Below are 22,513 nucleotides of genomic sequence, written 5' to 3' on the forward strand. Positions count from 1 at the left end.
GGCCCGGCGCCGACGTGCCGGGCCCCTGCCCCCGTCCTACCGTGGAGGTGGAGGGAAGGGGGCAGCACCTATGGCACCCCGTGTCCTGGACGACGAGGCCCTGGACGCCCTGCGCGAGGGCTTCGCCGGCGAGGTCGTCGCACCGGGGGACGCGTCGTACGACGAGAGCCGCACCCTGTTCAACGCGATGATCGATCGCCGGCCGTCCGTGATCGCCCTGTGCGAGACGGTGGACGACGTCGCGGCGGCCATCCGCTTCGGCCGCGAGCGCGGGCTGGAGGTCTCCGTCCGCGGGGGCGGCCACAGTGTCTCCGGCAAGGCGCTGACCGACAGCGGCATCGTCGTCGACCTGCGGCGCATGCACGCCGTGGTGGTCGACCCGGCGGCGCGCACGGCGCGGGTGGGCGGGGGCGCCACGATGAGCCACCTGGACCGGGCGACGCAGCCGTTCGGCCTGGCCACCACGGGGGGCCGGGTGTCCACGACCGGGGTGGGCGGTTTCACCCTCGGCGGCGGATCGGGCTGGCTGGAGCGGAAGTTCGGGCTGGCCTGCGACAACCTGGCGGAGGCCGAGTTGATGACGGCGGACGGCACCATGGTGCGGGCCGCCGAGGACGAGAACCCGGAGCTGTTCTGGGCGCTGCACGGGGGCGGCGGCAACTTCGGTGTCGCCACCTCGCTCACGCTGCGGCTGCACCCGCTGCCCGCCGCCACCCTGGCCGTGCTGCTGTGGCCGCCCGAGGCCGGTCCCGAGGTGCTGCGCGCCTACCGCACCCTGATGGCGTCGGCGCCGGACGAGGTGGGCGGGGGCATGATCTTCCTGACCGGGCCGCCGGAGGAGTTCGTGCCCGAGCACCTGGTGGGCACGCTGGCCTGCGCCGTGGTGTTCACGTACGCGGGCACCGAGGACGCGGCGCGCGAGGTGCTGGAACCGCTGCTCGCGCTCGCCCCGCACGGCCGCATGGTGGCGGAGATGCCGTACGCGGACCTGCAGTCGGCGCTCGACGACCCGCCGGGCTACCGGAACTACTGGTCGGCGGAGTACCTGGACGACTTCCCGGACGCGGCCGTGGAGCGCTTCTGCGCGCGTGCCCGGGACATGGTGGTCCCCTCCCCCTCCCAGCACGTGCTGTTCCCCGTGGGCGGCGCCGTGGCGCGCCCTCCGGCCGACTACCCGCTGCCCTGGCGCCGGGCGCCGTGGGTCGCGCACCCCTTCGGCCTGTGGGCGGATCCGGCGGACGACGAGCGGGCCCGGAAGTGGGCGCACGACGTCCGCGCCGACCTGCGGCAGTGGTCCTCGGGCGCGGTCTACCTGAACTTCATCGGCGACGAGGGCGAGGGCCGCGTGATCGCCGGTCTCGGCGCGCACAACCTGGGGCGCCTGGGCCGGGTGAAGACCGAGTACGACCCGGAGAACGTGTTCCGGCTCAACCACAACATCGAGCCGGGCTGAGGCCATGCCGGGGCGTGCCGGGCGCCGGGTTCAGCGGGTGGCGTACGGGGCGTCCACGGGGACGATCTCGCGGCCGAGCGGCACCAGGGAGATCGGCACCATCTTGAAGTTGGCGATGCCGAACGGGATGCCGATGATCGTCAGGCAGAAGCCGATGCCCGCGATCACGTGGCCGATGGCGAGCCAGATCCCCGCGAAGACCAGCCAGATGATGTTGCCGAGCAGCGACCCGACCCCCGCGTCGCGGCGTTCCACCGTGGTGCGGCCGAAGGGCCACAGCACGTAGTTGGCGATCCTCAGGGACGCGATCCCCCAGGGGATGGTGACGATGAAGATGAACATCAGCAGGCCCAGCAGGGCGTAGCCGATCGCCATCCACAGGCCCCAGATCACCAGCCACACGACGTTCAGGACGATGTTGACCGCCTTCATGGCCCAAGCCTCCCATGCGTCCGGTGGCCCCGCCCGTCAGGGGGACGCGGGAGCCGCCGCCCCGTCAGGCGTCCCCCACAGGGCCCGTACCCGCGTACGGGCCGGACCGCACGCCGGTGTCAGCGGCGGTGGCCGGCCATCTCCTCGAGGCGGGCGATGCGCTCGCCCATCGGGGGGTGGGTGGAGAAGAGCTTGGAGACGTCGCCGGGGCGGAACGGGTTGGCGATCATGAGGTGGCTGGTGGTCTCCAGCCGGGGCTCGGGCGGCAGCGGGGCGCGCTTGGTGCCCGTCTCCAGCTTGCGCAGCGCGGAGGCGAGGGCGAGCGGGTCGCCGGTGAGGCGGGCGCCGGAGGCGTCGGCCTCGTACTCCCGGGAGCGGCTGACGGCGAGCTGGATGAGGGAGGCGGCGACGGGGCCGAGGATCATCATCAGCAGCAGGCCGAACAGGCCGGGGCCCTCGTCGTCGTCGGAGCGGCCGACGGGGATCAGCCAGGCGAAGTTGACCAGGAACACGACCACGGAGGCCAGGGCACCCGCGACGGAGGAGATGAGGATGTCGCGGTTGTAGACGTGGCTCAGTTCGTGGCCGATGACGCCGCGCAGTTCGCGCTCGTCGAGGAGGCGCAGGATGCCCTCGGTGCAGCACACGGCGGCGTTGCGCGGGTTGCGGCCGGTGGCGAAGGCGTTGGGGGCCTCGGTCGGGGAGATGTAGAGCCGCGGCATGGGCTGCCGGGCGGAGGTGGAGAGTTCGCGCACCATGCGGTAGAGCGCCGGCGCCTCGAACTCGCTGACCGGGCGGGCGCGCATGGAGCGCAGCGCGATCTTGTCGCTGTTCCAGTACGCGTAGGCGTTGGTCCCGAGGGCTACGACGAGTGCGACGATCAGTCCCGTACGGCCGAAGAAGCTGCCGATGACCAGGATGAGAGCCGACATTCCGCCCAGGAGCGCGGCGGTCTTCAGGCCGTTGTGCCGGCGGTGCACGGTACACCCTCCAAGTTGTGCATCGGGAGGACCTTCTCTCCTCGTCCAAGGAGAACCTCCCGTACGGGCCAACGCCACCGGAGGGGCGTTAGTTCCCTTGTGCACCTTCCTGCCGGGTGCTCAGAGCAGGGTCGCGGAGGCGAAGCGGAGGACGAGCTGGGGCGCTCCGGACAGCACGACGCCGACGACTGCGGTGAGTGCGATGGCGGCGCCGAGCGGGCGCGAGGGGCCCGCCGGGCGGACCGCTGCGGCCGGCTCCGTGCCGGGCTTCGCGAAGAGCAGGAACGTCCACCGGAGGTAGTACACGAGGGCGATCACGACGTTGACGGCCATGACCGCGGCCAGCCAGCCGAGGCCCGCGTCGACGGCCGAGGAGAAGACGGCGACCTTGGCGAACAGGCCGATGACGCCGGGCGGCAGGCCGGCCAGGCAGAGCAGGAAGAAGGCCATGGCGAGCGCGGCGAGGGGGTGGCGGCCGTGGAGGCCCCGGTAGTCGGTGAGCCGGTTCTGCGGGGCGGAGCGGCCGACGAGCGCGGCGACGCCGAAGGCGCCGAGGTTCACGGCGGCGTACATCAGCGCGTAGGCGAGGGTGGTGCCGATCTGGCGGTCGGGGTCGGTGTACGCGGCGGCGGCGATCGGGACCAGCAGGTAGCCCGCCTGGCCGATGGACGACCAGGCCAGCAGGCGGACGGCGCTGCGCGGGCGGTCGGGGCGCTGCACCAGCGCGGCGACGTTGCCGACGGTCATCGTGAGGGCGGCCAGGACGGCGACGGCGGGGCCCCAGACGTGCGCGTACGGCCGGAAGGCGACGACCGTGACGAGGATGAGGCCGGCGAACCCGGCGGCCTTGCCGACGACCGACAGGTAGCCGGCGACGGGGAGCGGGGCACCGGTGTAGGTGTCGGGCACCCAGAAGTGGAAGGGGGCGACGGCGAGCTTGAAGGCGAAGCCGACGACGGTGAGGGCGGCGCCCGCGGCGGCCAGCGTGTCCAGGCGGGGGTCGACGCCCTGCAGTCCCTTGGCCATGGCCTCCAGGTGGAGGGTGCCGGTGGCGGCGTAGACGAAGCTGACGCCCAGCAGGGTGACGGCGGTCGCGGCGACCGAGGAGAGGAAGAACTTCAGGGCCGCCTCGCTCGACAGCCGGTCGCCGCGGCGCAGGCCGACCAGGGCGAACGAGGGGAGCGTGGTGACCTCCAGGGCGATCACGAGGGTCGCCAGGTCGCGGGAGGCGGGCAGCAGCGCGGCGCCGGAGGCTGAGGAGAGCAGCAGGAACCAGAACTCGCCGGCGGGCAGCTCGTCGAGGGTGTGCACCGACAGCAGGGCGGCGACGAGGGCTCCGGCCAGCACCAGCAGCTGCACGACGAGCGTGAAGCGGTCGGCGACGTAGGAGCAGTCGGCGGGGCTGCCGACGAGGCAGAAGGTGGTGCGGTCGCCGTCGAGCAGCGGCAGCAGGCTGAGCCCGGCCAGCACGAGTCCGGCGAGGGTGGTCGCCACCAGGGGCCGCTTGCGGCCCTCGGGCAGGAAGAGGTCGGCGACCAGCACGACGATCGCGGCCACCGCCACGATGCCGGGCGGGGCGATCGCGGCCCAGTCGACCGACTGGACGACGGAGGTGGCGAGGGTGCTCATCAGCTGCCTCCGAGCAGGGTGCGCACGGCCGGGTCGGTGAGGCCGAGCAGGGCGGCGGGCCACAGGCCGGCGAGGACGGTCAGGACGACGAGCGGGGTCCAGGCCGCGAACTCGTAGCCCCGGACGTCCGCGAGCTCCGGCGCGGCGTGGACGGTGTCGCGTTCGCCCATGCACACGCGGCGTACGACGACGAGCAGGTACGCGGCGGTGAGCAGGGTGCCGAAGGCGGCGACCGCGGTGAAGACCAGGTAGGCGCCGCGGTCCAGGCCCGGGGCGGGCTTGAAGGAGCCGAACATCGCCAGCATCTCGCCCCAGAAGCCGGCCAGGCCCGGCAGGCCCAGGGAGGCGACGGCCGCGAAGGCGAGCAGGCCGCCCATGCGGGGTGCCTTGCCGTACAGGGCGGCGCCGGTCTGCCCGGCGAGGGTGTCCAGGTCGGTGGAGCCGTAGCGGTCCTTGAGGGCGCCGACCAGGAAGAAGAGCAGGCCGGTGATGAGCCCGTGGGCGATGTTGGCGAAGAGCGCGCCGTTGACGCCGGTGGGGGTCAGGGTGGCGATGCCCAGCAGCACGAAGCCCATGTGGCCGACGGAGCTGTAGGCGATGAGGCGCTTGAGGTCGCCGCCCCCGCCGCGCCGGGCGAGGGCCAGGCAGGCCAGCGACCCGTAGACGATGCCGACGACCGCGAAGGCGGCGAGGTAGGGCGCGAAGGTCTGCATGCCCTCGGGGGCGGCCGGCAGCAGGATCCGTACGAACCCGTACGTGCCCATCTTGAGCAGCACCCCGGCCAGGAGCACCGAGCCGACCGTGGGGGCGGCGGTGTGGGCGTCCGGGAGCCAGCTGTGCAGCGGCCACATCGGGGCCTTGACGGCGAGGCCGAGGCCGATGGCGAGGACGGCGATCAGCTGCGTGGAGTGACTGAGCGGTGACCCGTTGTCAGTGGCGAGTGCCACCATGTCGAATGTGCCCGCCTTCAGCCCGATGAGGAGCAGGCCGAGCAGCATGATCACGGAACCGAGCAGTGTGTAGAGGATGAAGCGGAGGGCGGACTTCTCCCGCTTCTCGCCGCCCCAGCGGGCGATGAGGAAGTACATCGGGATGAGGACGGTCTCGAAGGCGAGGAAGAAGAGCACCAGGTCGAGCACGGCGAAGGTGGCGAGCGTGCCCGTCTCCAGGAGGAGCAGGAGCGCCACGAAGGCCTTCGGGGAAGGACCCGCGGGCATCTTGAAGTAGCTGTAGAGCGCGCAGAGGAAGGTCAGCAGCGCGGTCAGGACGAGGAGGGGGAGGCTGATGCCGTCGATGCCGAGGTGGATGCGGACGCCGAGCGCCGGGATCCAGTTGATGTCGGTGTTCGCCTGCATCGTCGCGGGGTGGTCGTGGTCGAAGCCCGCGGCCAGGACGATGCTCAGGACGAGGACGATCCCGGTGACGGTGACGCCGTGGCGGAGCACCGCCTGGTCGGGGTTCTTCCCCTTCAGACCGGGCGGGGGCGGCAGCAGGGCCGCGGCGGCGCCGAGCAGCGGCAGGAGGACGGCGGCCGCGAGGACGTACTGGAGGACGGTGTCGTTCACGGCTCACGCTCCGACGGCGACGAGGACGGCGAGGATCACGGAGCCGGCCAGCAGCACGCTGATATAGGTCTGCACGTTGCCCGTCTGGGTGCGGCGTACGAGGGCGCCGAGCAGCCGGGGCAGTCCGCCCGCGCCGCGGACGTACGTCTCGACGACCTCGCGGTCGAGGAAGCGGACGAGGCCGGAGGCGGCGAGCACGGGGCGGACGAAGAGCGCCGCGTAGAGCGCGTCGAGACGGAAGCCGTGCGAGGCGGGCCCGAAGAGCGGGCCGAGCAGCAGGCGCCCGGGGTCGGCGGGGTCCTGGGCGGCGGCGACGTCCCCGTAGACCTGCTCGTGGGTCTGCAGGGCCGCGGCCTCGGTGAGCGCCGGCTCCTCCTCGGCGGCCTCGGCGGTGACCACCGCGCCGAGCGGGGTGCCGCGGCGGGACGCGGTCGCCTGCCAGGCGCCGTAGGTCGCGAGGATGCCGACGACGGCGAGGCCGACGCCGAGGATCGAGGTGACCAGGGTCGGGGCGAGGGCGTTGCCGTCCAGCCAGGAGGGGAGGTCGAGGAGCGAGGGCACGAGGGCGACGGCGCCGAAGGCGAGGGTCGGGACGGCCAGCACCCACAGGACGACGGTCATGACGGCCGGTTCCCTGCCGTGGGCCTCGGGGGCCGTGGCGCCGTGGCCGCGGAAGGCGAGGAGGAACAGGCGGGTGGCGTAGCCCGCGGTGAGCACGGCGGTGATCAGCGCGGCGACCAGGACGAGCCAGCCGACGGCCGAGGGCACGCCCTCGGCGTGGCCGGAGGCTGCGTGCTCGGCCGCCCGCAGCACCGACTCCTTGGAGAAGAAGCCGGAGAAGGGCGGGACGGCGGCCAGGGCGGCCAGCGCGATGGCCGTGGTCCACATGGCGTCGGGTACGCGCTTGCCGAGGTCGCCCATGCGGGACATCGCGGCCAGCGAGTTGGTGCCGGCGGCGTGGATGACGACGCCGGCGGCGAGGAAGAGGAGGGCCTTGAAGGCACCGTGCGAGACGAGGTGGAACACGGCGGCGCTGCGGTCGCCGACGGCGAGTGCGGCGGCCATGTAGCCGAGCTGGCCGATCGTCGAGTAGGCGAGCACGCGTTTGATGTCGTCCTGCGCGAGCGCGGCCAGTCCCGAGCCGATCATGGTGACGGCGGCGAGCACGCCCAGCACCGCCAGGGTGACGGTGGAGGCCTCGAAGACCGGCAGCAGCCGGGCGACGAGGTAGATGCCGGCCGCGACCATCGTGGCGGCGTGGATCAGCGCGGACACCGGGGTGGGACCGGCCATCGCGTCGGGCAGCCAGGTGTGCAGCGGGAACTGCGCCGACTTGCCGGCGACCCCGGCGAGCAGCAGCACGCCGACGACGGTCGGGTGCGCGATCTGGCCGTGGGTGGCGGCGGTCAGGATGCCGTTGATCCGGAAGGTGCCGGCGTCGGCGGCGAGCGCGAACACACCGATCAGGAAGGGGACGTCGCCGAGCTTGGTGACGAGGAAGGCCTTGAGGGAGGCGGCCCGGGCGACCTCGGTCTCCCAGTAGTGGCCGACCAGGAAGTACGAGCAGATGCCCATGATCTCCCAGCCGACCAGCAGCACCATCAGGTCGCCGGTGTAGACGACCAGGAACATGGCGGCGGTGAAGAGGGAGACGAGGGCGGAGTAGGAGGCGTAGCGCGGGTCGTGGCGCAGGTAGGCCGTGGAGTACAGCTGCACGCAGGTGGCGACCAGGCCGACGAGGACGGCGATCAGCACCGCGAAGCCGTCGAGGTGCAGGGCGAGGTCGACGGGCACGGAGCCGGTCGGGGTGAGCCGGGTCGCGGCGTCGGTGGCCGGGCCGCTGCCCTGCCGTACGGCGACGACGACGGCCAGCACGAAGGCGGTCGCGATGGGCAGCACGGCCAGCGGCCGGACGAAGCCGGGGGCGGTGCGGCCGAGCAGCAGGCCGCCGACGGCGCCGAGGAAGGGCAGGAGGGGGACGAGGACGGCGAGGGTCGTCGGGGTCACGCTGCGGCCTCGGCCTTCTCTTCGGGTGCGGAGGGCCCGTCCCCTTCGCCCTGCGGGTCGTGCGGGTCGTGCGGTCCGTGCTCGGCGAGGTCGGTGAGGCGGTCGACGTCCGAGCTGCCCCGGTTGCGGTACACGAGCAGGACGATGGCGAGGCCGATGCCGATCTCGGCGGCGGCGATGACGATGACGAACAGCGTCAGCGCCTGCCCGGCGTGGAGGGTGTCGCGGAGCCAGACGTCGAAGGCGACCAGGTTGAGGTTGACCGCGTTCAGCATCAGCTCGACCGACATCAGGACGAGGATCGCGTTGCGCCGGGCGAGGACGCCGTACAGGCCGACGGAGAACAGGAGGGCGGCGAGGACGGCGGGGTAGGCGAGATGCATCAGCGCTCTCCCGGCTGCTGACGGGACTGCTTGCGGGACAGGACGATCGCACCGACGAGCGCGGCGAGTAGGAGCACGGACAGCGCCTCGAACGGCAGCACCCAGTGCCGGAAGAGGATCTGTCCGGTGACCTTGGTGGAGCCCTGCGCGGCGCCGTCCACGTCGATCCAGGTGGCCCGGAAGGCGTCGACCACGACCCACACGAGCGTGCCCGCTGCGGCGACGGCCACGGCCAGCGCCGCGATCCGGTTGCCCGAATCGGCGTCCGGGGAACGGCCGATGGGCGCCTTGGTGAGCATCAGCCCGAACAGCACGAGCACGACGACGGACCCGACGTAGATCAGCACCTGCACCCAGGCGATGAACTCGGCGGTGAGGAGGAGGTATTCGACGGCCACGCCACCGAGCGCGACGACCAGCCACAGGGCGGCGTGCACCAGTTGCTTCGTGGTGACGCTGACGACTGCGGCGGCCAGGGTCGCCACGCCGACGAGGACGAAGACGATCTCGACGCCGGTCGGGGACAGGAAACCGGGGTGGGCGGCGGAGAGGTTCACGCGTCGCCCCCCGGCTCCTCGGCCTGGGTCTGGGTGGCCGCCTGGGCCTCGGCCTCTGCGGCGGCTGCCGCGGCGGCGGCCTTCTCCGCGGTCTTGCGGGCGGCGCCGATCTCCTTGGGCTCCTCGGCGGCGGGGTCGAGCGGCGGCGGGGCCGGCACCGTCCACATCCACTCGCGCAGCTTGTCGCGCTCGTGGGTGAGTTCGAGGATGTCGGTCTCCGCGTACTCGAACTCCGGCGACCAGAACAGGGCGTCGAAGGGGCACACCTCGATGCAGATGCCGCAGTACATGCAGAGCGAGAAGTCGATGGCGAAGCGGTCGAGCACGTTGCGGCTGCGTTCGCGGCCGCCGGGGGTCGCGGCGGGCACCGTCTCCTTGTGGGAGTCGATGTAGATGCACCAGTCGGGGCACTCGCGGGCGCACAGCATGCAGACCGTGCAGTTCTCCTCGAACAGCGCGATCACACCACGGCTGCGGGGCGGCAGGTCGGGCTGCACCTCGGGGTACTGCGCGGTGTGCGAGCGGCGGGTCATCGTGCGCAGGGTGACGGCGAGGCCCTTGGCCAGGCCGGAACCGGGGACGCCCATCAGGAGATCACCACCTTCACCACGCCGGTGAGCGCGATCTGGGCCAGGGCGAGCGGGATGAGGACGGTCCAGGCGAGCCGCTGCAGCTGGTCCTCGCGCAGCCGGGGGTAGGTGACCCGCAGCCAGATGACGACGAAGGCCAGGGCCGCGGTCTTGAGCAGCGTCCACAGCCAGCCGACGCTGCCGGACCAGGGGCCGTGCCAGCCGCCGAGGAACAGGACGGTGGTCAGACCGCACAGCACGACGATGCCGGCGTACTCGGCGAGCAGGAACAGGGCGAAGCGCATCCCCGTGTACTCGGTGTACGCACCGAAGATGATCTCCGAGTCCGCGACGGGCATATCGAACGGCGGGCGCTGGAGTTCGGCGAGGCCGGCGGTGAAGAACACGACGGCGCCGATCAGCTGCCACGGCGTCCACCACCAGGCGTACGCGTCGACGATGCCGGGCAGCGAGAGCGTCCCGGCCGCCATGGCGACGGACGCGGCGGCGAGCAGCATCGGCAGCTCGTACGACATCAGCTGCGCGGCGGTGCGCAGACCGCCGAGGAGGGAGAACTTGTTGGCGGAGGCCCAGCCGGCCATCAGCGAGCCGAGCACGCCGACGCCCATGACGGCGAGGACGAAGAACAGGCCCGCGTCGATGTCCTGGCCGACGAGCCCGTCGGGGCCGACCGGGATCGCGACGAGCACCAGGAGGTAGGGCAGCAGCGCGACGGCGGGCGCGAGTTGGAAGATCTTCCGGTCCGCGTCGGCCGGGACCACGTCCTCCTTCTGCGCGAACTTCACGCCGTCGGCGACGAGCTGGGCCCAGCCGTGGAAGCCGCCGGCGTACATGGGCCCGAGGCGGCCCTGCATGTGGGCCATGACCTTGTGCTCGGTCTGGCCGACGACCAGGGGCAGGACGAGGAAGGCGACGAGCACGGCGAGCAGCCGGAGGATCACTTCGAGGGCGTCGCTCACGGTGTGCTGCCTCCTTCTGCGTCGTCGGGGTCGGGGGTGCCGGCGGCGTCGCCGCCCGGTGCGGGCCGCGCGGGTTCGTCCTCCGCGCCGCCGGCCGCTGTGGCCTCCCGTCCGGGAGGCCGGTCGCCGTCGGCCGCCTCGGCGGCGGGTGCCTGCGGGGCCGCTTCCGGCGCCGGGCCGGTGGCGGGCGTGTGCCGGGGGACGTCCCAGGGGGCGTCCGGGGTGCGCTTGCGGGGCGTCGCGGGAGCCGCGGGAGTGTCCGTGGCCGGCGCCGCGGGGGTCCTGGCGGGGGCACCGGTCTGGCTGACGGAGCCGTCGCCGGCCGAGCGGGTACGGCGCGGGGTCGCGGCAGGGGCGGCAGGGGCCGCGTCGCCCTGGCTCACGGAGCCCTCGGTGACGCTGCGGGTGCGCCGTGCGGGGCGCTCGGCGGCGCCCGCCGCACCGGCACCCGCGGCACCGGCCGCGCGCGGGGTGCGGGCGGGTCGTGCCGGGGCGGGCGGCAACTGCCCCTTCAGCGGGCCCCACTCGTTGGGGTCGGGCACGCCCGGTGGCAGCATCTGGCGGCGCTTGGGCCCGCCGTGCTCGGACTCGCCCGGCTCCTTCGCGCCCGGCCAGGCCTTGGCGACGCGCGCCGCCAGCACGAAGTCCTTGCGCAGCGGGTGCCCCTCGAAACCGTCGGGCAGCAGCAGCGGCACCAGGTGCGGGTGGCCGGTGAAGCCGACGCCGAACATCTCGTGCGTCTCGCGCTCGTGCCAGGCGGCGCCCGCGTAGACGCCGGTGGCGGTCGCCAGGGCCGGTGCCTCGTGCGGGACGGTCGTACGGATCATCAGCCGCCGCACGGAGCCGACCGCGGGGGCCACGACGTGGGCGCAGACCCGGAAGCCGGTGCCGGGTTCGTCGACGGCGCTGAGCCAGTCGAAGAAGGTGCAGCCGAGGGTGTCCCGGGCGGCCCGCAGGGCGTCCGTCCACGACACGGCGGGGACGTCGACGGTGAGCAGACCGTACGCCTCCTCCGCCGTGGCCCCGGCGCCGAAGACCTCGGCGACGGCGTCCGGCTCGGGGAGCCGGTCGAAGGGCGTGGTCACTTCGCGGCCTCCCCGGGCGGCGGCGGGGCCTGGACGAGGCCGCTGCGCAGCGCCGCGGTGGACGCTTGCGGGGTGCCGCCGTCGCCGTAGCGCTCGCCGAGCGATTCGCGGGCGATCTTCTCCTGGAGCTTGAGGATGCCCTGCAGCAGCGCCTCGGGCCGCGGCGGGCAGCCGGGCACGTAGACGTCGACGGGGATGATCTGGTCGACGCCCTTGGTCACCGAGTACGAGTCCCAGTAGGGCCCGCCGCAGTTGGAGCAGGCGCCGAAGGAGATGACGTACTTCGGCTCGGGCATCTGCTCGTACAGCCGCTTGACGGCCGGGGCCATCTTGTCGGTGACGGTGCCGGAGACGACCATGAGGTCGGCCTGGCGCGGGCCGGGCGCGAAGGGGATCACGCCGAGCCGGATGAAGTCGTGCCGGGCCATGGACGCGGCGATGAACTCGATGGCGCAGCAGGCGAGCCCGAAGTTGAAGACCCACAGGCTGTAGCGGCGGCCCCAGTTCAGGACCACCTTCATCGGTTCCGGCGCCAGGCGCGCCAGCGTTCCGAGGCGGCGCGGCTCCGGCAGGTACTCGGGAGTGCTCACATCGGTCACTTCGGTCACGTCCATTCCAGGACGCCCTTCTTCCAGGCGTAGAGCAGACCGACGGCGAGGAAGCCGAGGAAGACGAACATCTCGACCAGCGTCGTGCCGCCGTACCCCTCGGCGGCGAACACCGTCGCCCAGGGGAAGAGGAAGATCGCGTCGACCGCGAAGATGACGTAGAGGAAGGAGTAGACGTAGTAGCGGACCTGGGTGTGCGCCCAGCCCTCGCCGACGGGGTCGACGCCGCACTCGTACGTGAGCATCTTCTCCTGCGTCGGCACGACGGGCCGCAGCAGGCGACCGGCTCCGAAGGCCACGGTCACGAAGAGCACCCCGAGCACCGCGACCAGTCCGACGACCGAGTAGCCGTGGAAGTAGTCCACGTCCGTCCGCCCCTCGTTTCTCGTCGTAAGCGCGTTGTCCAGCGATCCCGGTGGATCTTTAGACGATCTGTACGAACGGAGTCTAGGCCCTGCCCCCCGGAGCCGAACCACCCGTCCTGACCGGTGGTACGGATAACCCCACCTTGTCCTGGCAGGCGCACCCCATGGCGGTGGCCGCCCCGTCCCCGGCAGGCTTGGCGTCATGACCATCAACTCCCAGCGCGGGGAAGCCGCCCCGCTGCCGCCGGCGCGCTTCGCCTTCGACGCCGTGACGTGGAAGGAGATCGCGTATCTCCTGGCGAACCTGCCCGTGGACCTCGTGGGCTTCGTCTTCGTGGTCGTCGTGCTCTACCTCGGCATCGGGCTGTCGGTGACCGTGATCGGACTGCCGCTGCTGGCGCTGGGACTGGCCGGCTGCCGGCTGCTGGGGCGGCTGGAGCGGATACGGGCGCGCGCCATGCTCGGGGTGGCCGTGGAGGAGCCCCGGCAGTTGCGTCCCGGGCGGATGGGCTTCTTCCCCTGGCTGTGGACCTCGTTGAAGGACCCGGTGGGGTGGCGGCACGCGCTGTACTTCTTCATCCGGCTGCCGTGGGGGATCGCCACCTTCACCATCGCCCTGACCTCGCTCTTCGTGGCGTGGCCGGTGCTGCCGTTCATCGCCAGGGGGCTGGCCAACGCCGACCGCGCGATGGTCCGCGGCCTGCTGTCGCCCTCCGACGAGCTGGAGCGGCGGATCGCGGAGCTGGAGTCGGACCGGGGCACCGTGGTGGACACCGCCGCCGCCGACCTGCGCCGCATCGAGCGCGACCTGCACGACGGGGCGCAGGCCCGGCTCGTGGCGCTCGCCATGGACCTGGGTCTGGCCAAGGAGAAGCTGCAGGAGGACCCGGAGGCGGCGGCGAGGATGGTCGACGACGCCCACGGCGAGGTGAAGCTGGCCCTGCAGGAGCTGCGCGACCTGGCCCGCGGCATCCACCCGGCCGTCCTCACCGACCGCGGCCTGGACGCCGCCCTGTCCTCGGTGGCCGCCCGCTGCACGGTGCCGGTGCAGGTCCAGGTGGACCTGGCGAGCCGCCCGGCGCCGGCGATCGAGGGCATCGCGTACTTCACCGTCTCCGAGCTGCTGCAGAACATCAGCAAGCACAGCGGGGCCCGCCGGGCCGTCGTCGAACTGTGGCGCTCGGACGGCCGGCTGATGATCCAGGTGCGTGACGACGGCCGGGGCGGGGCGACCACGTCGGGCGGCAGCGGTCTGGGCGGGCTGGCCGAACGGCTGGACTCGGTGGACGGTCTGCTGGTCGTCGACTCCCCGGCGGGCGGCCCGACGACGGTGACGGCCGAACTGCCCTGGCGGGACCGCGCCTGAGCCGCGCACGGAGAAGGCCGGCGCCCGTGGGGAGGGCGCCGGCCTCCTGTTGCCGTCAGGCGGCGAGTCCGGCCTCCGCCGCCGGGGTGGCGGCGGGCTCGGGCCGGCTGTCGCGCATGACCATGGCGGCCAGCAGGGCGGCGGCCAGGACACCGACCGCGCCGATGGTGAAGGTGGTCGACATCGAGGCGGTGAACGCCTCCCGGGCCGCGCGGACCATGGCGCCGTCGCCGTGGGCGGCGGCCAGCGCTCCGGCGATGGAGTGCCTCGCCTCCTCGGGGGTGCCGGCGGGCATCCCGCGGGAGAAACCGCTCGCCAGCAGCGAGCCGAGGATCGCGATGCCGAGCGCGGTACCGGCCTGCTGGATGGTGTCGTTCAGGGCGGAGCCGACGCCCGCCTTCTCCGCGGGGATGGTGCTCATCAGGGCGCCGACCGCGGCCGGCATCGCCAGGCCCGCGCCGAGTCCGAGCAGGCCGAGGGCGACCGCGGGGACGGTGAAGCCGCTGCCCTCGGTGACGGTGGCCAGCAGCGCGAAGGAGGAGGCCATGACGAGCATGCCGCCGAGGATCAGCAGGCGGTTCCCGGTCCGCGCGGCGATCCTGGCACCCAGGACGTTGCCGGCCAGCGCGGCGACCGCCAGCGGCACAAAGGCGGCGCCCGCCTTGACCGGCGAGTAGCCGAGCACGAACTGCAGGTACTGGGTGAGCACCAGCAGCAAGCCGCCGTTGCCGATCTGGACCAGGGTCAGCGAGAGCGAGCCGCCGCCGAAGTTGCGGTGCCGGAACAGGACCAGCGGCACCATGGGCGCGGCGGTGACGTTCTCCCAGACCACGAAGGCGCCGAGGGCGACGACCGCGACGGCCAGGGTGATCCCGGAGCGGCCGCCGACGGCGCCGTGCTGCGGCAGCTCGATGATCCACCAGACCAGGGCGGTCATGCCGGCCGCGGACAGCACGGCGCCGAGCGGGTCGGGCTTGCTCCAGGGGCCCTTGGACTCCGGCATGAGGGTGAGGCCCGCGAGGACGGCGAGCGCGACGACGGGGACGTTGATCAGGAAGATCGCGTGCCAGGAGAAGTGGTCGATCAGCACGCCGCCGAGCACCGGGCTGCCGACCAGGCCCAGCATCGACACCGAGCTCCACGCCGCCATCGCCTTGCCGCGCTCCTCCTCGTCGAAGACGGTGATGAGGATCGAGAGCGTCGAGGGCATGATCAGCGCGCCGCCGAGGCCCATCGCGACCCGTACGGCGATGACCTCGCCCGGGCTGGTGCAGAAGGTGGCGGCCAGCGAGGCGGCCCCGAAGAACAGCAGGCCGACGATCATCACCTTCCGGCGTCCGAACCGGTCGCCGAGGCTTCCCGAGGTCAGCAGCAGACCGGCGAAGACCAGGATGTAGGAGTCGAGGATCCACTGCGTGTCCTGGGCGCTCGCGCCGATGTCCCCGGTCATCGCGGGCACCGCCACGGTCAGCGCCATGCTGTCGACCACCAGGACCAGCGAGCTGAGGCAGAGCACGATCAGGATCCACCAGCGGCGTGGGTTACGGGTTTCCATGGGGCGTCCTTCCCGGGACCTCGGTTCGTGCGTACACCGTTCCGTCGTTGCGCACACTGTACGCACAGCGGAACAGTGTGCGCAACGCCCATTCCTGTACGCTGATGCGAACGCTGTACGCAGCAGCCCCCGCCCCCGACACCTCGGCCACCGCCCGCAGGTCCCCGAAGGAGTGCCATGGCCGCCAGGACGAAGCCGAACCCGATCCCCTCCGTGTGGGCCCGCCGGCAGCGCGAGGCCGACCAGCCCGCGCTCAGCCGCGACGCGATCGTCCGCGAGGCGGTCGCCGTGCTGGACGCCGAGGGGATCGAGGCCCTCAGCATGCGCAAGCTCGGGGCCCGGCTGAACGCGGGCGCGACCTCGCTCTACCGGCACGTCGCGACCAAGGACGAGCTGATGGAGCTGGCCGTCGACGAGGTCGCCGCCGAGATCGCGGTCCCCGCCGCCGGCGGCGCCGACTGGCGCGCGGCGGTCACGGAGGCCGCCGGGTCCTTCCGCGCGACGGCGCTGCGCCACCCGTGGCTGTCCTCGGTCCTGGGCCAGGCGGGCCTGGCCTACCTGGGCCCCAACCTCATGTCGTACTCCGAGCGGCTGGCCGCCCTGTTCGCCGGCGCCGGCTTCCCCGAGCCGGGCCGGGCGATCGACACCCTGCTGAGCTACGTGATCGGCATGAGCACCACGGAGGCGGCCTGGCTCACCACGGTGGCCCGCTCCGGCGAGAGCGAGGCCGACTTCATCGCCCGCCTCATGCCTGCCGCCCAGGCCGCCGCGGCCCCCCACGACCACCTGTCCGCCTCCTACGCCGACCCTGCGGAAGCCGTCGGGGACCCGGTCGCGCTGCGCGAGGCCAAGTTCGCCTACGGCCTCGACGTCGTCCTGGACGGGCTGGCGCTGCGGCTGCCCCGCTGACCCCGCCCCGGTGCGGGCCGCCGCAGCCCGGGGGTGGGGTTTTCCCCAGGTCCGAGACGCCGATCCGCACCATGGGCGCGAGGTCCCCGGAAGAGGAGGCTGAAGGCATCACAGGCGGAGACAGGGCCGGTACGACGAAGAGGACGGACGTGACCATGGCATACGGATTCCCGGAGCCGCGCCAGCACCGGCTGCCCGCGGCGCTGCGCGCGCCGTTCGAGGCCCGCACCTGGCGCGAGCTCCTGTATCTGCTGCTGAACCTGCCGATGGGCATCATCGGCTTCGTCTTCACGGTGACGATGCTGTCGCTCGGCGCGGGCCTGCTGGTCACCTTCCTCGGGCTGCCCGTCCTGGCCCTCATGCTCGCCGGCTGCCGGGGGCTCGGCGTCGTGGAGCGCGAGCGGGCCCGCCAGTGCCTGCGCATCGACGTTGCCGCGCCCGAGCCGCTGCGCCGGCGCCCCGGCCAGGGCTTCATGTCGTGGCTCGGCGGCCAGCTGACCAGCGGCGCCTCCTGGCGGCACATCCTGTACTTCTTCGTGCACTTCCCGTGGGGCGTGTTCACCTTCTCGGTGGCCGTCTCCTTCGTCACCTACGGCTGGGGGCTCCTCACGTACCCGCTGTGGCAGTGGGTCTTCCCGGCCTACACCGACCAGCCCGGGCTCCAGCTGTACGGGGACGGGAACGGCAACGGCTGGTGGCTGGACACGCCGTTCGAGGTGGCCATGACCTCCGTGCTCGGACTGCTGCTGGTCCTGGCCACCCCCTGGCTGATCCGCGGCATGGCGTACGTGGACCGCGGCCTGGTCGCCGGGCTGCTGGGGCCGTCACGGCTGGCCAGCCGCGTCACGGAGCTGGAGTCGGACCGGGGCACCGTGGTGGACACCGCCGCCGCCGACCTGCGCCGCATCGAGCGCGACCTGCACGACGGGGCGCAGGCCCGGCTCGTGGCGCTCGCCATGGACCTGGGCCTGGCCAAGGAGAAGCTGCAGGAGGACCCGGAGGCGGCCGCCACCATGGTCGAGGAGGCACACGGCGAGGTGAAGCTGGCGCTCCAGGAGCTGCGCGACCTGGCCCGCGGCATCCACCCGGCCGTCCTCACCGACCGCGGCCTCGACGCCGCCCTCTCGTCCCTCGCGGCGCGCTGCACCGTGCCGGTGGAGGTGAGCGTGGACCTGCCGGGGCGCCCGGTGCCCGCGATCGAGGGCATCGCGTACTTCACCGTCTCCGAGCTGCTGCAGAACATCAGCAAGCACAGCGGCGCCTCGCGCGCCGCGGTCGACCTGTGGCGCTCCGGGGACCGGCTGATGATCCACGTCGTCGACAACGGTCGCGGCGGCGCCTCCACGGGGCGCGGCTCGGGCCTGGCGGGGCTCGCCGAGCGGCTGGGGGCGGTGGACGGCGTCCTCGCGGTCGACTCCCCCGCCGGCGGCCCGACCACCGTCGCGGCCGAGCTGCCCTGGCGGACCTGACCCCGCGGAGCCGCTGGACCGGTGAGGACCGGAAGACCCGAAGACCGCAGAAGCCGAAGAAACCGAAGAAGAACCGAGAGGACGCTCACCGCGCCCCCCTCCGTCCCTCCCCCGCATTCCGCCCCGGTGGCAAGGCCGTGTGCCGGCCGCCGGAAGCTGGAATGCTGGGGAGGGACACGTCGACGTCGACACGGGGGAGCCGGTAGCGGTGGAGGACAGGGTGCGGGTGGTCATCGCCGAGGACTCGGTGCTGCTGAGGGAGGGACTGACCCGCCTGCTGACCGACCGCGGGCACGATGTCGTCGCCGGGGTCGGCGACGCCGAGGCCCTGCTGAAGGTGATCGGGGAGCTCGCCGCCGAGGAGGCGGTGCCCGACGTGGTCGTGGCCGACGTGCGGATGCCGCCGACCCACACCGACGAGGGCGTGCGCGCCGCGGTGCGGCTGCGCCGCGACCACCCGCAGCTCGGGGTGCTGGTGCTGTCGCAGTACGTGGAGGAGCAGTACGCCACCGAGCTGCTGGCCGGCAGTTCCCGCGGGGTCGGGTATCTGCTCAAGGACCGGGTAGCCGACGTTCGGGAGTTCGTCGACGCGGTCGTACGGGTGGCCTCCGGCGGTACCGCCCTGGACCCCGAGGTGGTGGCACAGCTCCTGGGGCGCAGCCGCAAGCAGGACGTGCTGGCCGGTCTCACCCCGCGGGAGCGCGAGGTGCTGGGGCTGATGGCCGAGGGTCGGACGAACTCGGCGATCGCCAAGCAGCTGGTGGTGAGCGACGGAGCCGTGGAGAAGCACGTCAGCAACATCTTCCTGAAGCTCGGGCTGGCCCCCAGCGACGGCGACCACCGGCGTGTCCTGGCCGTGCTCACGTACCTGAATTCCTGATCCTCTGACGTATCGTCAGAGGCACCCGCGGAGGCGAGAACCGGAGCGGCGCCAGGAGGCGTCCCATATGGAGGAAACAGGCAGCACGGGCTCCGGGGGGCGGTGACCGTGACCCATCAGGGCACAAAGGGAGCTCAGCGCGGCGCTCACGTTGCGGGTAGGCCCGGGAAGGCGACCCTTACCCACGTACGATGGCGCGTGGGACACAAGGTCACGGCCCCGGTCGTGAGCCGCCGCCTCGAAGGAGGTCCGATTCAGTGACCAGCCAGGTCAGCAGCCCGACAACCCCCGATCGTCCCGTTCTGGGAGAGCAGCGGAAACCGGCCAAGGAGACCAGGAAGCTCGATCGGGTGGTGATCCGCTTCGCCGGGGACTCCGGCGACGGCATGCAGCTCACGGGAGACCGGTTCACCTCGGAAACGGCGTCGTTCGGCAACGATCTGTCGACCCTGCCGAACTTCCCGGCCGAGATCCGGGCACCGGCAGGCACTCTGCCGGGCGTCTCCAGCTTCCAGCTGCACTTCGCCGACCACGACATCCTCACCCCGGGCGACGCCCCGAACGTCCTGGTCGCGATGAACCCGGCGGCACTGAAGGCGAACATCGGCGACCTGCCGCGCGGCGCGGAGGTCATCGTCAACACGGACGAGTTCACCTCCCGCGCGATGGGCAAGGTCGGCTACGCGGCCTCGCCGCTGGAGGACGGCTCGCTGTCGGGCTACGCGGTGCACCCGGTGCCGCTCACCACCCTGACGGTCGAGGCGCTCAAGGAATTCCCGCTGACCCGCAAGGAGGCCGAGCGCAGCAAGAACATGTTCGCGCTCGGGCTGCTGTCGTGGATGTACCACCGTCCCACCGAGGGCACCGAGGACTTCCTGCGCAAGAAGTTCGCGAAGAAGCCCGAGCTGGCCGAGGCGAACGTCGCGGCCTTCCGGGCGGGCTGGAACTTCGGCGAGACGACCGAGGACTTCGCGGTCAGCTACGAGGTGGCCCCGGCCGAGGCGGCGTTCCCGGCGGGCACCTACCGCAACATCTCGGGGAACCTGGCCCTGTCGTACGGCCTGGTCACCGCGAGCCGGCAGGCGGACCTGCCGCTCTTCCTGGGTTCGTACCCGATCACCCCGGCCTCGGACATCCTGCACGAGCTGAGCAAGCACAAGAACTTCGGCGTGCGCACCTTCCAGGCCGAGGACGAGATCGCCGGCATCGGCGCCGCCCTCGGCGCGGCCTTCGGCGGCTCGCTGGCCGTCACCACGACCTCCGGTCCGGGCGTCGCGCTGAAGTCGGAGACCATCGGCCTCGCGGTGTCGCTGGAGCTGCCGCTGCTGGTCGTCGACATCCAGCGCGGCGGGCCGTCGACGGGCCTGCCGACCAAGACCGAGCAGGCCGACCTGCTGCAGGCGATGTACGGGCGCAACGGCGAGGCGCCGGTCCCGATCGTGGCGCCGTGCACCCCCGGCGACTGCTTCGGCGCGGCGCTGGAGGCGGCCCGCATCGCGCTGACCTACCGCACCCCGGTCCTGCTGCTCTCCGACGGCTACCTGGCCAACGGCTCCGAGCCGTGGCGGGTCCCCGAACTGGACGAGCTGCCCGACCTGCGGGTGCAGTTCGCGACGTCGCCCAACCACGTCGCGGAGGACGGCACCGAGGAGTTCTGGCCGTACCTGCGCGACCCGGAGACCCTGGCCCGCCCCTGGGCGGTACCGGGCACCCCGGGCCTGGAGCACCGGATCGGCGGCATCGAGAAGCAGGACGGCACCGGGCACATCTCGTACGACCCGGCCAACCACGACCTGATGGTGCGCACCCGGCAGGCCAAGATCGACGGCATCGAGGTGCCCGACGTGGTCGTCGACGACCCGGACGGCGAGGCTCGGACGCTGGTCGTCGGCTGGGGCTCGACGTACGGGCCGATCACGGCGGCCGTACGGCGCATCAGGGGCGCAGGGGGCGCGGTCGCGCAGGTCCATCTGCGCCATCTGAACCCCTTCCCGCGGAATCTCGGGGAGGTCCTCGGGCGTTACCAGAAGGTAGTGGTCCCGGAGATGAACCTCGGCCAGCTCGCCCACCTGCTGCGGGCGAGGTACCTGGTCGACGCACGCTCGCACACCCAGGTCACCGGCCTGCCCTTCAAGGCCGAGCAACTCGCTGCCGCCATCCAGGAGGAGAGCGCAGATGTCTGAGGCTCCTGCCGTCGAACACCGCACGCCGGGGCTGCCGGCGCTGTCCCTGGTCCCCAAGGCCGAGGCCAAGCAGTCCATGAAGGACTTCAAGTCGGACCAGGAAGTGCGCTGGTGCCCCGGCTGCGGTGACTACGCGATCCTCGCCGCGGTGCAGGGCTTCATGCCCGAACTGGGCCTGGCCCGGGAGAACATCGTCTTCGTGTCGGGGATCGGCTGCTCCTCCCGCTTCCCGTACTACATGAACACCTACGGGATGCACTCCATCCACGGCCGCGCCCCGGCCATCGCGACCGGGCTCGCCGCCTCGCGGCGCGACCTGTCGGTGTGGGTCGTCACCGGTGACGGCGACGCACTGTCCATCGGCGGCAACCACCTGATCCACTCGCTGCGGCGCAACGTGAACCTCAAGATCCTGCTCTTCAACAACCGGATCTACGGCCTGACCAAGGGGCAGTACAGCCCGACCTCCGAGCTCGGCAAGATCACCAAGTCGACGCCGATGGGCTCGCTGGACGCGCCCTTCAACCCGGTCTCGCTGGCGCTGGGCGCGGAGGCCTCCTTCGTGGCCCGCACCGTCGACTCCGACCGCAAGCACCTCACGAGCGTGCTGCGGGCGGCCGCCGCGCACCCGGGCACGGCCTTCGTGGAGATCTACCAGAACTGCAACATCTTCAACGACGGCGCCTTCGAGGTGCTGAAGGACCGGACCTCCGCCGAGAACGCGGTGATCCGGCTGGAGCACGGGGAGCAGATCCGCTTCGGCGCGGACGCCGCCAAGGGCGTCGTGCGCGACCGGGCGACCGGCGACCTGAGGGTCGTCGACGTCGACGCGTCGAACGAGGACGAGGTACTGGTCCACGACGCGCACGCCGCGACGCCCACGACCGCCTTCGCCCTGTCCAGACTCGCCGACCCCGACACGCTGCACCACACGCCGATCGGCGTGTTCCGCAGCGTCGAACGGCCGGTCTACGACGCCCTGATGTCCGAGCAGCTGGAACAGGCCGTCGAGCAGCACGGCAAGGGCGACCTCGCCGCCATGCTGGCCGGCACCGACACCTGGACGGTCGTGGGCTGAGCCCACCCGCCCACGGCGCCCACCGAGGCCGCCGCACGGGGCCCGGGCCTGACGATCAGGCCCGGGCCCCGTCGTACGTCCGGCGGGCCGCCATGACCTGCTCGGTGCGCCGCTCGGTCCAGCGGGCGAGCGCCCAGACCTGGTCGGCGGCCTCCTTGCCGAGCGGGGTGAGGGAGTACTCGACGCGCGGCGGGATGACGGGGTGCGCCTCGCGGTGCACGAAGCCGTCGCGCTCCAGCGTCTGCAGGGTCTGGGCGAGCATCTTCTCGCTGACTCCGCCGACCGTGCGGCGCAGCTCGCTGAAGCGCAGGGTGCCGTCGGTCAGCGCCGCCAGCACCAGCACGCCCCAGCGGCTGGTGACGTGCTCGAGGATCACGCGCGAGGGACAGTTGCGCGCGTTCACGTCGGGGGGCGCCTGCAGCACCTCGCTCAGCTCTTCCCTTACGTCCATGCCACTAGC

At 72.5% G+C, this 22,513-nt stretch carries 21 protein-coding genes; 7 read left to right on the forward strand and 14 right to left on the reverse strand.

Annotated features, from left to right (window positions below; all coding sequences use genetic code 11):
* Positions 1-70: 70 nt before the first annotated feature.
* Positions 71-1,453 carry an FAD-binding oxidoreductase gene (locus tag ACFZAU_RS08215; protein ID WP_500551506.1) on the forward strand — a complete coding sequence of 461 codons (1,383 nt, stop codon included), beginning with the start codon at positions 71-73 and terminating at the stop codon, positions 1,451-1,453.
* A gap of 30 nt (positions 1,454-1,483) precedes the next feature.
* Here the strand turns inward: ACFZAU_RS08215 and ACFZAU_RS08220 are convergent, their stop codons facing one another.
* The 12 genes from ACFZAU_RS08220 to ACFZAU_RS08275 all read right to left on the reverse strand — a co-directional run bounded on the left by ACFZAU_RS08220 (position 1,484) and on the right by ACFZAU_RS08275 (position 12,613).
* A complete protein-coding gene (locus ACFZAU_RS08220) occupies positions 1,484-1,885 on the reverse strand; it encodes a YccF domain-containing protein (RefSeq protein ID WP_499606410.1) in 402 nt (133 codons plus the stop codon).
* Between the two features lie 119 nt (positions 1,886-2,004).
* On the reverse strand, positions 2,005-2,865 hold the full coding sequence (gene htpX, locus ACFZAU_RS08225; protein WP_499606409.1) for a zinc metalloprotease HtpX: 861 nt from the start codon (positions 2,863-2,865) through the stop codon (positions 2,005-2,007).
* A gap of 120 nt (positions 2,866-2,985) precedes the next feature.
* Positions 2,986-4,494 (reverse strand): NADH-quinone oxidoreductase subunit N, encoded by a 1,509-nt coding sequence (locus ACFZAU_RS08230; RefSeq protein ID WP_500551507.1) that lies wholly within the window; start codon positions 4,492-4,494, stop codon positions 2,986-2,988.
* Positions 4,494-6,059 carry a complex I subunit 4 family protein gene (locus tag ACFZAU_RS08235; RefSeq protein WP_500551508.1) on the reverse strand — a complete coding sequence of 522 codons (1,566 nt, stop codon included), beginning with the start codon at positions 6,057-6,059 and terminating at the stop codon, positions 4,494-4,496. The genes ACFZAU_RS08230 and ACFZAU_RS08235 overlap by 1 nt, the downstream gene beginning before the upstream one ends.
* Positions 6,060-6,062: 3 nt before the next feature.
* Positions 6,063-8,066 carry an NADH-quinone oxidoreductase subunit 5 family protein gene (locus ACFZAU_RS08240; RefSeq protein WP_500551509.1) on the reverse strand — a complete coding sequence of 668 codons (2,004 nt, stop codon included), beginning with the start codon at positions 8,064-8,066 and terminating at the stop codon, positions 6,063-6,065.
* Complete coding sequence (nuoK, locus tag ACFZAU_RS08245; protein WP_500551510.1) at positions 8,063-8,449, reverse strand: NADH-quinone oxidoreductase subunit NuoK; 387 nt, start codon at positions 8,447-8,449, stop codon at positions 8,063-8,065. Before nuoK ends, ACFZAU_RS08240 begins: the two co-directional genes overlap by 4 nt.
* On the reverse strand, positions 8,449-9,006 hold the full coding sequence (locus tag ACFZAU_RS08250) for an NADH-quinone oxidoreductase subunit J family protein (RefSeq protein WP_499513364.1): 558 nt from the start codon (positions 9,004-9,006) through the stop codon (positions 8,449-8,451). The genes nuoK and ACFZAU_RS08250 overlap by 1 nt, the downstream gene beginning before the upstream one ends.
* Complete coding sequence (locus tag ACFZAU_RS08255; RefSeq protein WP_500462433.1) at positions 9,003-9,593, reverse strand: NuoI/complex I 23 kDa subunit family protein; 591 nt, start codon at positions 9,591-9,593, stop codon at positions 9,003-9,005. The genes ACFZAU_RS08250 and ACFZAU_RS08255 overlap by 4 nt, the downstream gene beginning before the upstream one ends.
* A complete protein-coding gene (gene nuoH / locus ACFZAU_RS08260; protein ID WP_499606402.1) occupies positions 9,593-10,555 on the reverse strand; it encodes an NADH-quinone oxidoreductase subunit NuoH in 963 nt (320 codons plus the stop codon). Before nuoH ends, ACFZAU_RS08255 begins: the two co-directional genes overlap by 1 nt.
* Entirely contained in the window at positions 10,552-11,640 is a 1,089-nt protein-coding gene (locus ACFZAU_RS08265) for an NADH-quinone oxidoreductase subunit C (protein ID WP_500551511.1), read from the reverse strand. Before ACFZAU_RS08265 ends, nuoH begins: the two co-directional genes overlap by 4 nt.
* Complete coding sequence (locus ACFZAU_RS08270; RefSeq protein ID WP_500551512.1) at positions 11,637-12,254, reverse strand: NADH-quinone oxidoreductase subunit B; 618 nt, start codon at positions 12,252-12,254, stop codon at positions 11,637-11,639. Before ACFZAU_RS08270 ends, ACFZAU_RS08265 begins: the two co-directional genes overlap by 4 nt.
* Complete coding sequence (locus ACFZAU_RS08275) at positions 12,245-12,613, reverse strand: NADH-quinone oxidoreductase subunit A (protein WP_499606399.1); 369 nt, start codon at positions 12,611-12,613, stop codon at positions 12,245-12,247. Before ACFZAU_RS08275 ends, ACFZAU_RS08270 begins: the two co-directional genes overlap by 10 nt.
* Before the next feature lie 202 nt (positions 12,614-12,815).
* Here ACFZAU_RS08275 and ACFZAU_RS08280 point away from each other — a divergent pair, with 202 nt between their 5' ends.
* Complete coding sequence (locus ACFZAU_RS08280) at positions 12,816-13,979, forward strand: sensor histidine kinase (protein ID WP_500551513.1); 1,164 nt, start codon at positions 12,816-12,818, stop codon at positions 13,977-13,979.
* A 55-nt stretch (positions 13,980-14,034) separates the two neighbouring features.
* On the opposite strand, the gene ACFZAU_RS08285 is transcribed toward ACFZAU_RS08280, so the two are convergent.
* Positions 14,035-15,534 carry an MFS transporter gene (locus tag ACFZAU_RS08285; RefSeq protein ID WP_500551514.1) on the reverse strand — a complete coding sequence of 500 codons (1,500 nt, stop codon included), beginning with the start codon at positions 15,532-15,534 and terminating at the stop codon, positions 14,035-14,037.
* A 177-nt stretch (positions 15,535-15,711) separates the two neighbouring features.
* On the opposite strand from ACFZAU_RS08285, the gene ACFZAU_RS08290 reads away from it, so the two are divergent.
* The 5 genes from ACFZAU_RS08290 to ACFZAU_RS08310 all read left to right on the forward strand — a co-directional run bounded on the left by ACFZAU_RS08290 (position 15,712) and on the right by ACFZAU_RS08310 (position 22,053).
* Entirely contained in the window at positions 15,712-16,443 is a 732-nt protein-coding gene (locus ACFZAU_RS08290; protein WP_499606396.1) for a TetR/AcrR family transcriptional regulator C-terminal domain-containing protein, read from the forward strand.
* 155 nt (positions 16,444-16,598) lie between these two features.
* The gene (locus tag ACFZAU_RS08295) at positions 16,599-17,912 is read left to right on the forward strand and encodes a sensor histidine kinase (RefSeq protein WP_500551515.1); all 1,314 of its coding nucleotides are present in this window, start codon (positions 16,599-16,601) and stop codon (positions 17,910-17,912) included.
* Positions 17,913-18,132: 220 nt separating this feature from the next.
* On the forward strand, positions 18,133-18,792 hold the full coding sequence (locus ACFZAU_RS08300) for a response regulator (RefSeq protein WP_500551607.1): 660 nt from the start codon (positions 18,133-18,135) through the stop codon (positions 18,790-18,792).
* Positions 18,793-19,049: 257 nt separating this feature from the next.
* A complete protein-coding gene (locus tag ACFZAU_RS08305; protein WP_499606394.1) occupies positions 19,050-20,975 on the forward strand; it encodes a 2-oxoacid:acceptor oxidoreductase subunit alpha in 1,926 nt (641 codons plus the stop codon).
* Positions 20,968-22,053 (forward strand): 2-oxoacid:ferredoxin oxidoreductase subunit beta, encoded by a 1,086-nt coding sequence (locus tag ACFZAU_RS08310; RefSeq protein WP_499606393.1) that lies wholly within the window; start codon positions 20,968-20,970, stop codon positions 22,051-22,053. The genes ACFZAU_RS08305 and ACFZAU_RS08310 overlap by 8 nt, the downstream gene beginning before the upstream one ends.
* A 55-nt stretch (positions 22,054-22,108) precedes the next feature.
* Here ACFZAU_RS08310 and ACFZAU_RS08315 read toward each other — a convergent pair whose 3' ends face one another.
* On the reverse strand, positions 22,109-22,504 hold the full coding sequence (locus ACFZAU_RS08315) for a winged helix-turn-helix transcriptional regulator (protein ID WP_499606392.1): 396 nt from the start codon (positions 22,502-22,504) through the stop codon (positions 22,109-22,111).
* Positions 22,505-22,513: the final 9 nt, after the last annotated feature.

The organism is Streptomyces sp. NPDC008238, from assembly GCF_042956445.1.
Classification (GTDB): Bacteria; Actinomycetota; Actinomycetes; order Streptomycetales; family Streptomycetaceae; genus Actinacidiphila.

Bases quoted from the DNA above. Each gene is read 5' to 3' on its own strand.
- ACFZAU_RS08270 (WP_500551512.1), bottom strand. From the start codon at position 12,254: ATGGACGTGACCGAAGTGACCGATGTGAGCACTCCCGAGTACCTGCCG.
- ACFZAU_RS08280 (WP_500551513.1), top strand. From the start codon at position 12,816: ATGACCATCAACTCCCAGCGCGGGGAAGCCGCCCCGCTGCCGCCGGCG.
- ACFZAU_RS08290 (WP_499606396.1), top strand. From the start codon at position 15,712: ATGGCCGCCAGGACGAAGCCGAACCCGATCCCCTCCGTGTGGGCCCGC.
- nuoK (WP_500551510.1), bottom strand. From the start codon at position 8,449: ATGCATCTCGCCTACCCCGCCGTCCTCGCCGCCCTCCTGTTCTCCGTC.
- ACFZAU_RS08255 (WP_500462433.1), bottom strand. From the start codon at position 9,593: ATGGGCGTCCCCGGTTCCGGCCTGGCCAAGGGCCTCGCCGTCACCCTG.
- ACFZAU_RS08315 (WP_499606392.1), bottom strand. From the start codon at position 22,504: ATGGACGTAAGGGAAGAGCTGAGCGAGGTGCTGCAGGCGCCCCCCGAC.
- ACFZAU_RS08220 (WP_499606410.1), bottom strand. From the start codon at position 1,885: ATGAAGGCGGTCAACATCGTCCTGAACGTCGTGTGGCTGGTGATCTGG.
- ACFZAU_RS08295 (WP_500551515.1), top strand. From the start codon at position 16,599: ATGGCATACGGATTCCCGGAGCCGCGCCAGCACCGGCTGCCCGCGGCG.
- ACFZAU_RS08215 (WP_500551506.1), top strand. From the start codon at position 71: ATGGCACCCCGTGTCCTGGACGACGAGGCCCTGGACGCCCTGCGCGAG.
- ACFZAU_RS08310 (WP_499606393.1), top strand. From the start codon at position 20,968: ATGTCTGAGGCTCCTGCCGTCGAACACCGCACGCCGGGGCTGCCGGCG.
- ACFZAU_RS08230 (WP_500551507.1), bottom strand. From the start codon at position 4,494: ATGAGCACCCTCGCCACCTCCGTCGTCCAGTCGGTCGACTGGGCCGCG.
- ACFZAU_RS08285 (WP_500551514.1), bottom strand. From the start codon at position 15,534: ATGGAAACCCGTAACCCACGCCGCTGGTGGATCCTGATCGTGCTCTGC.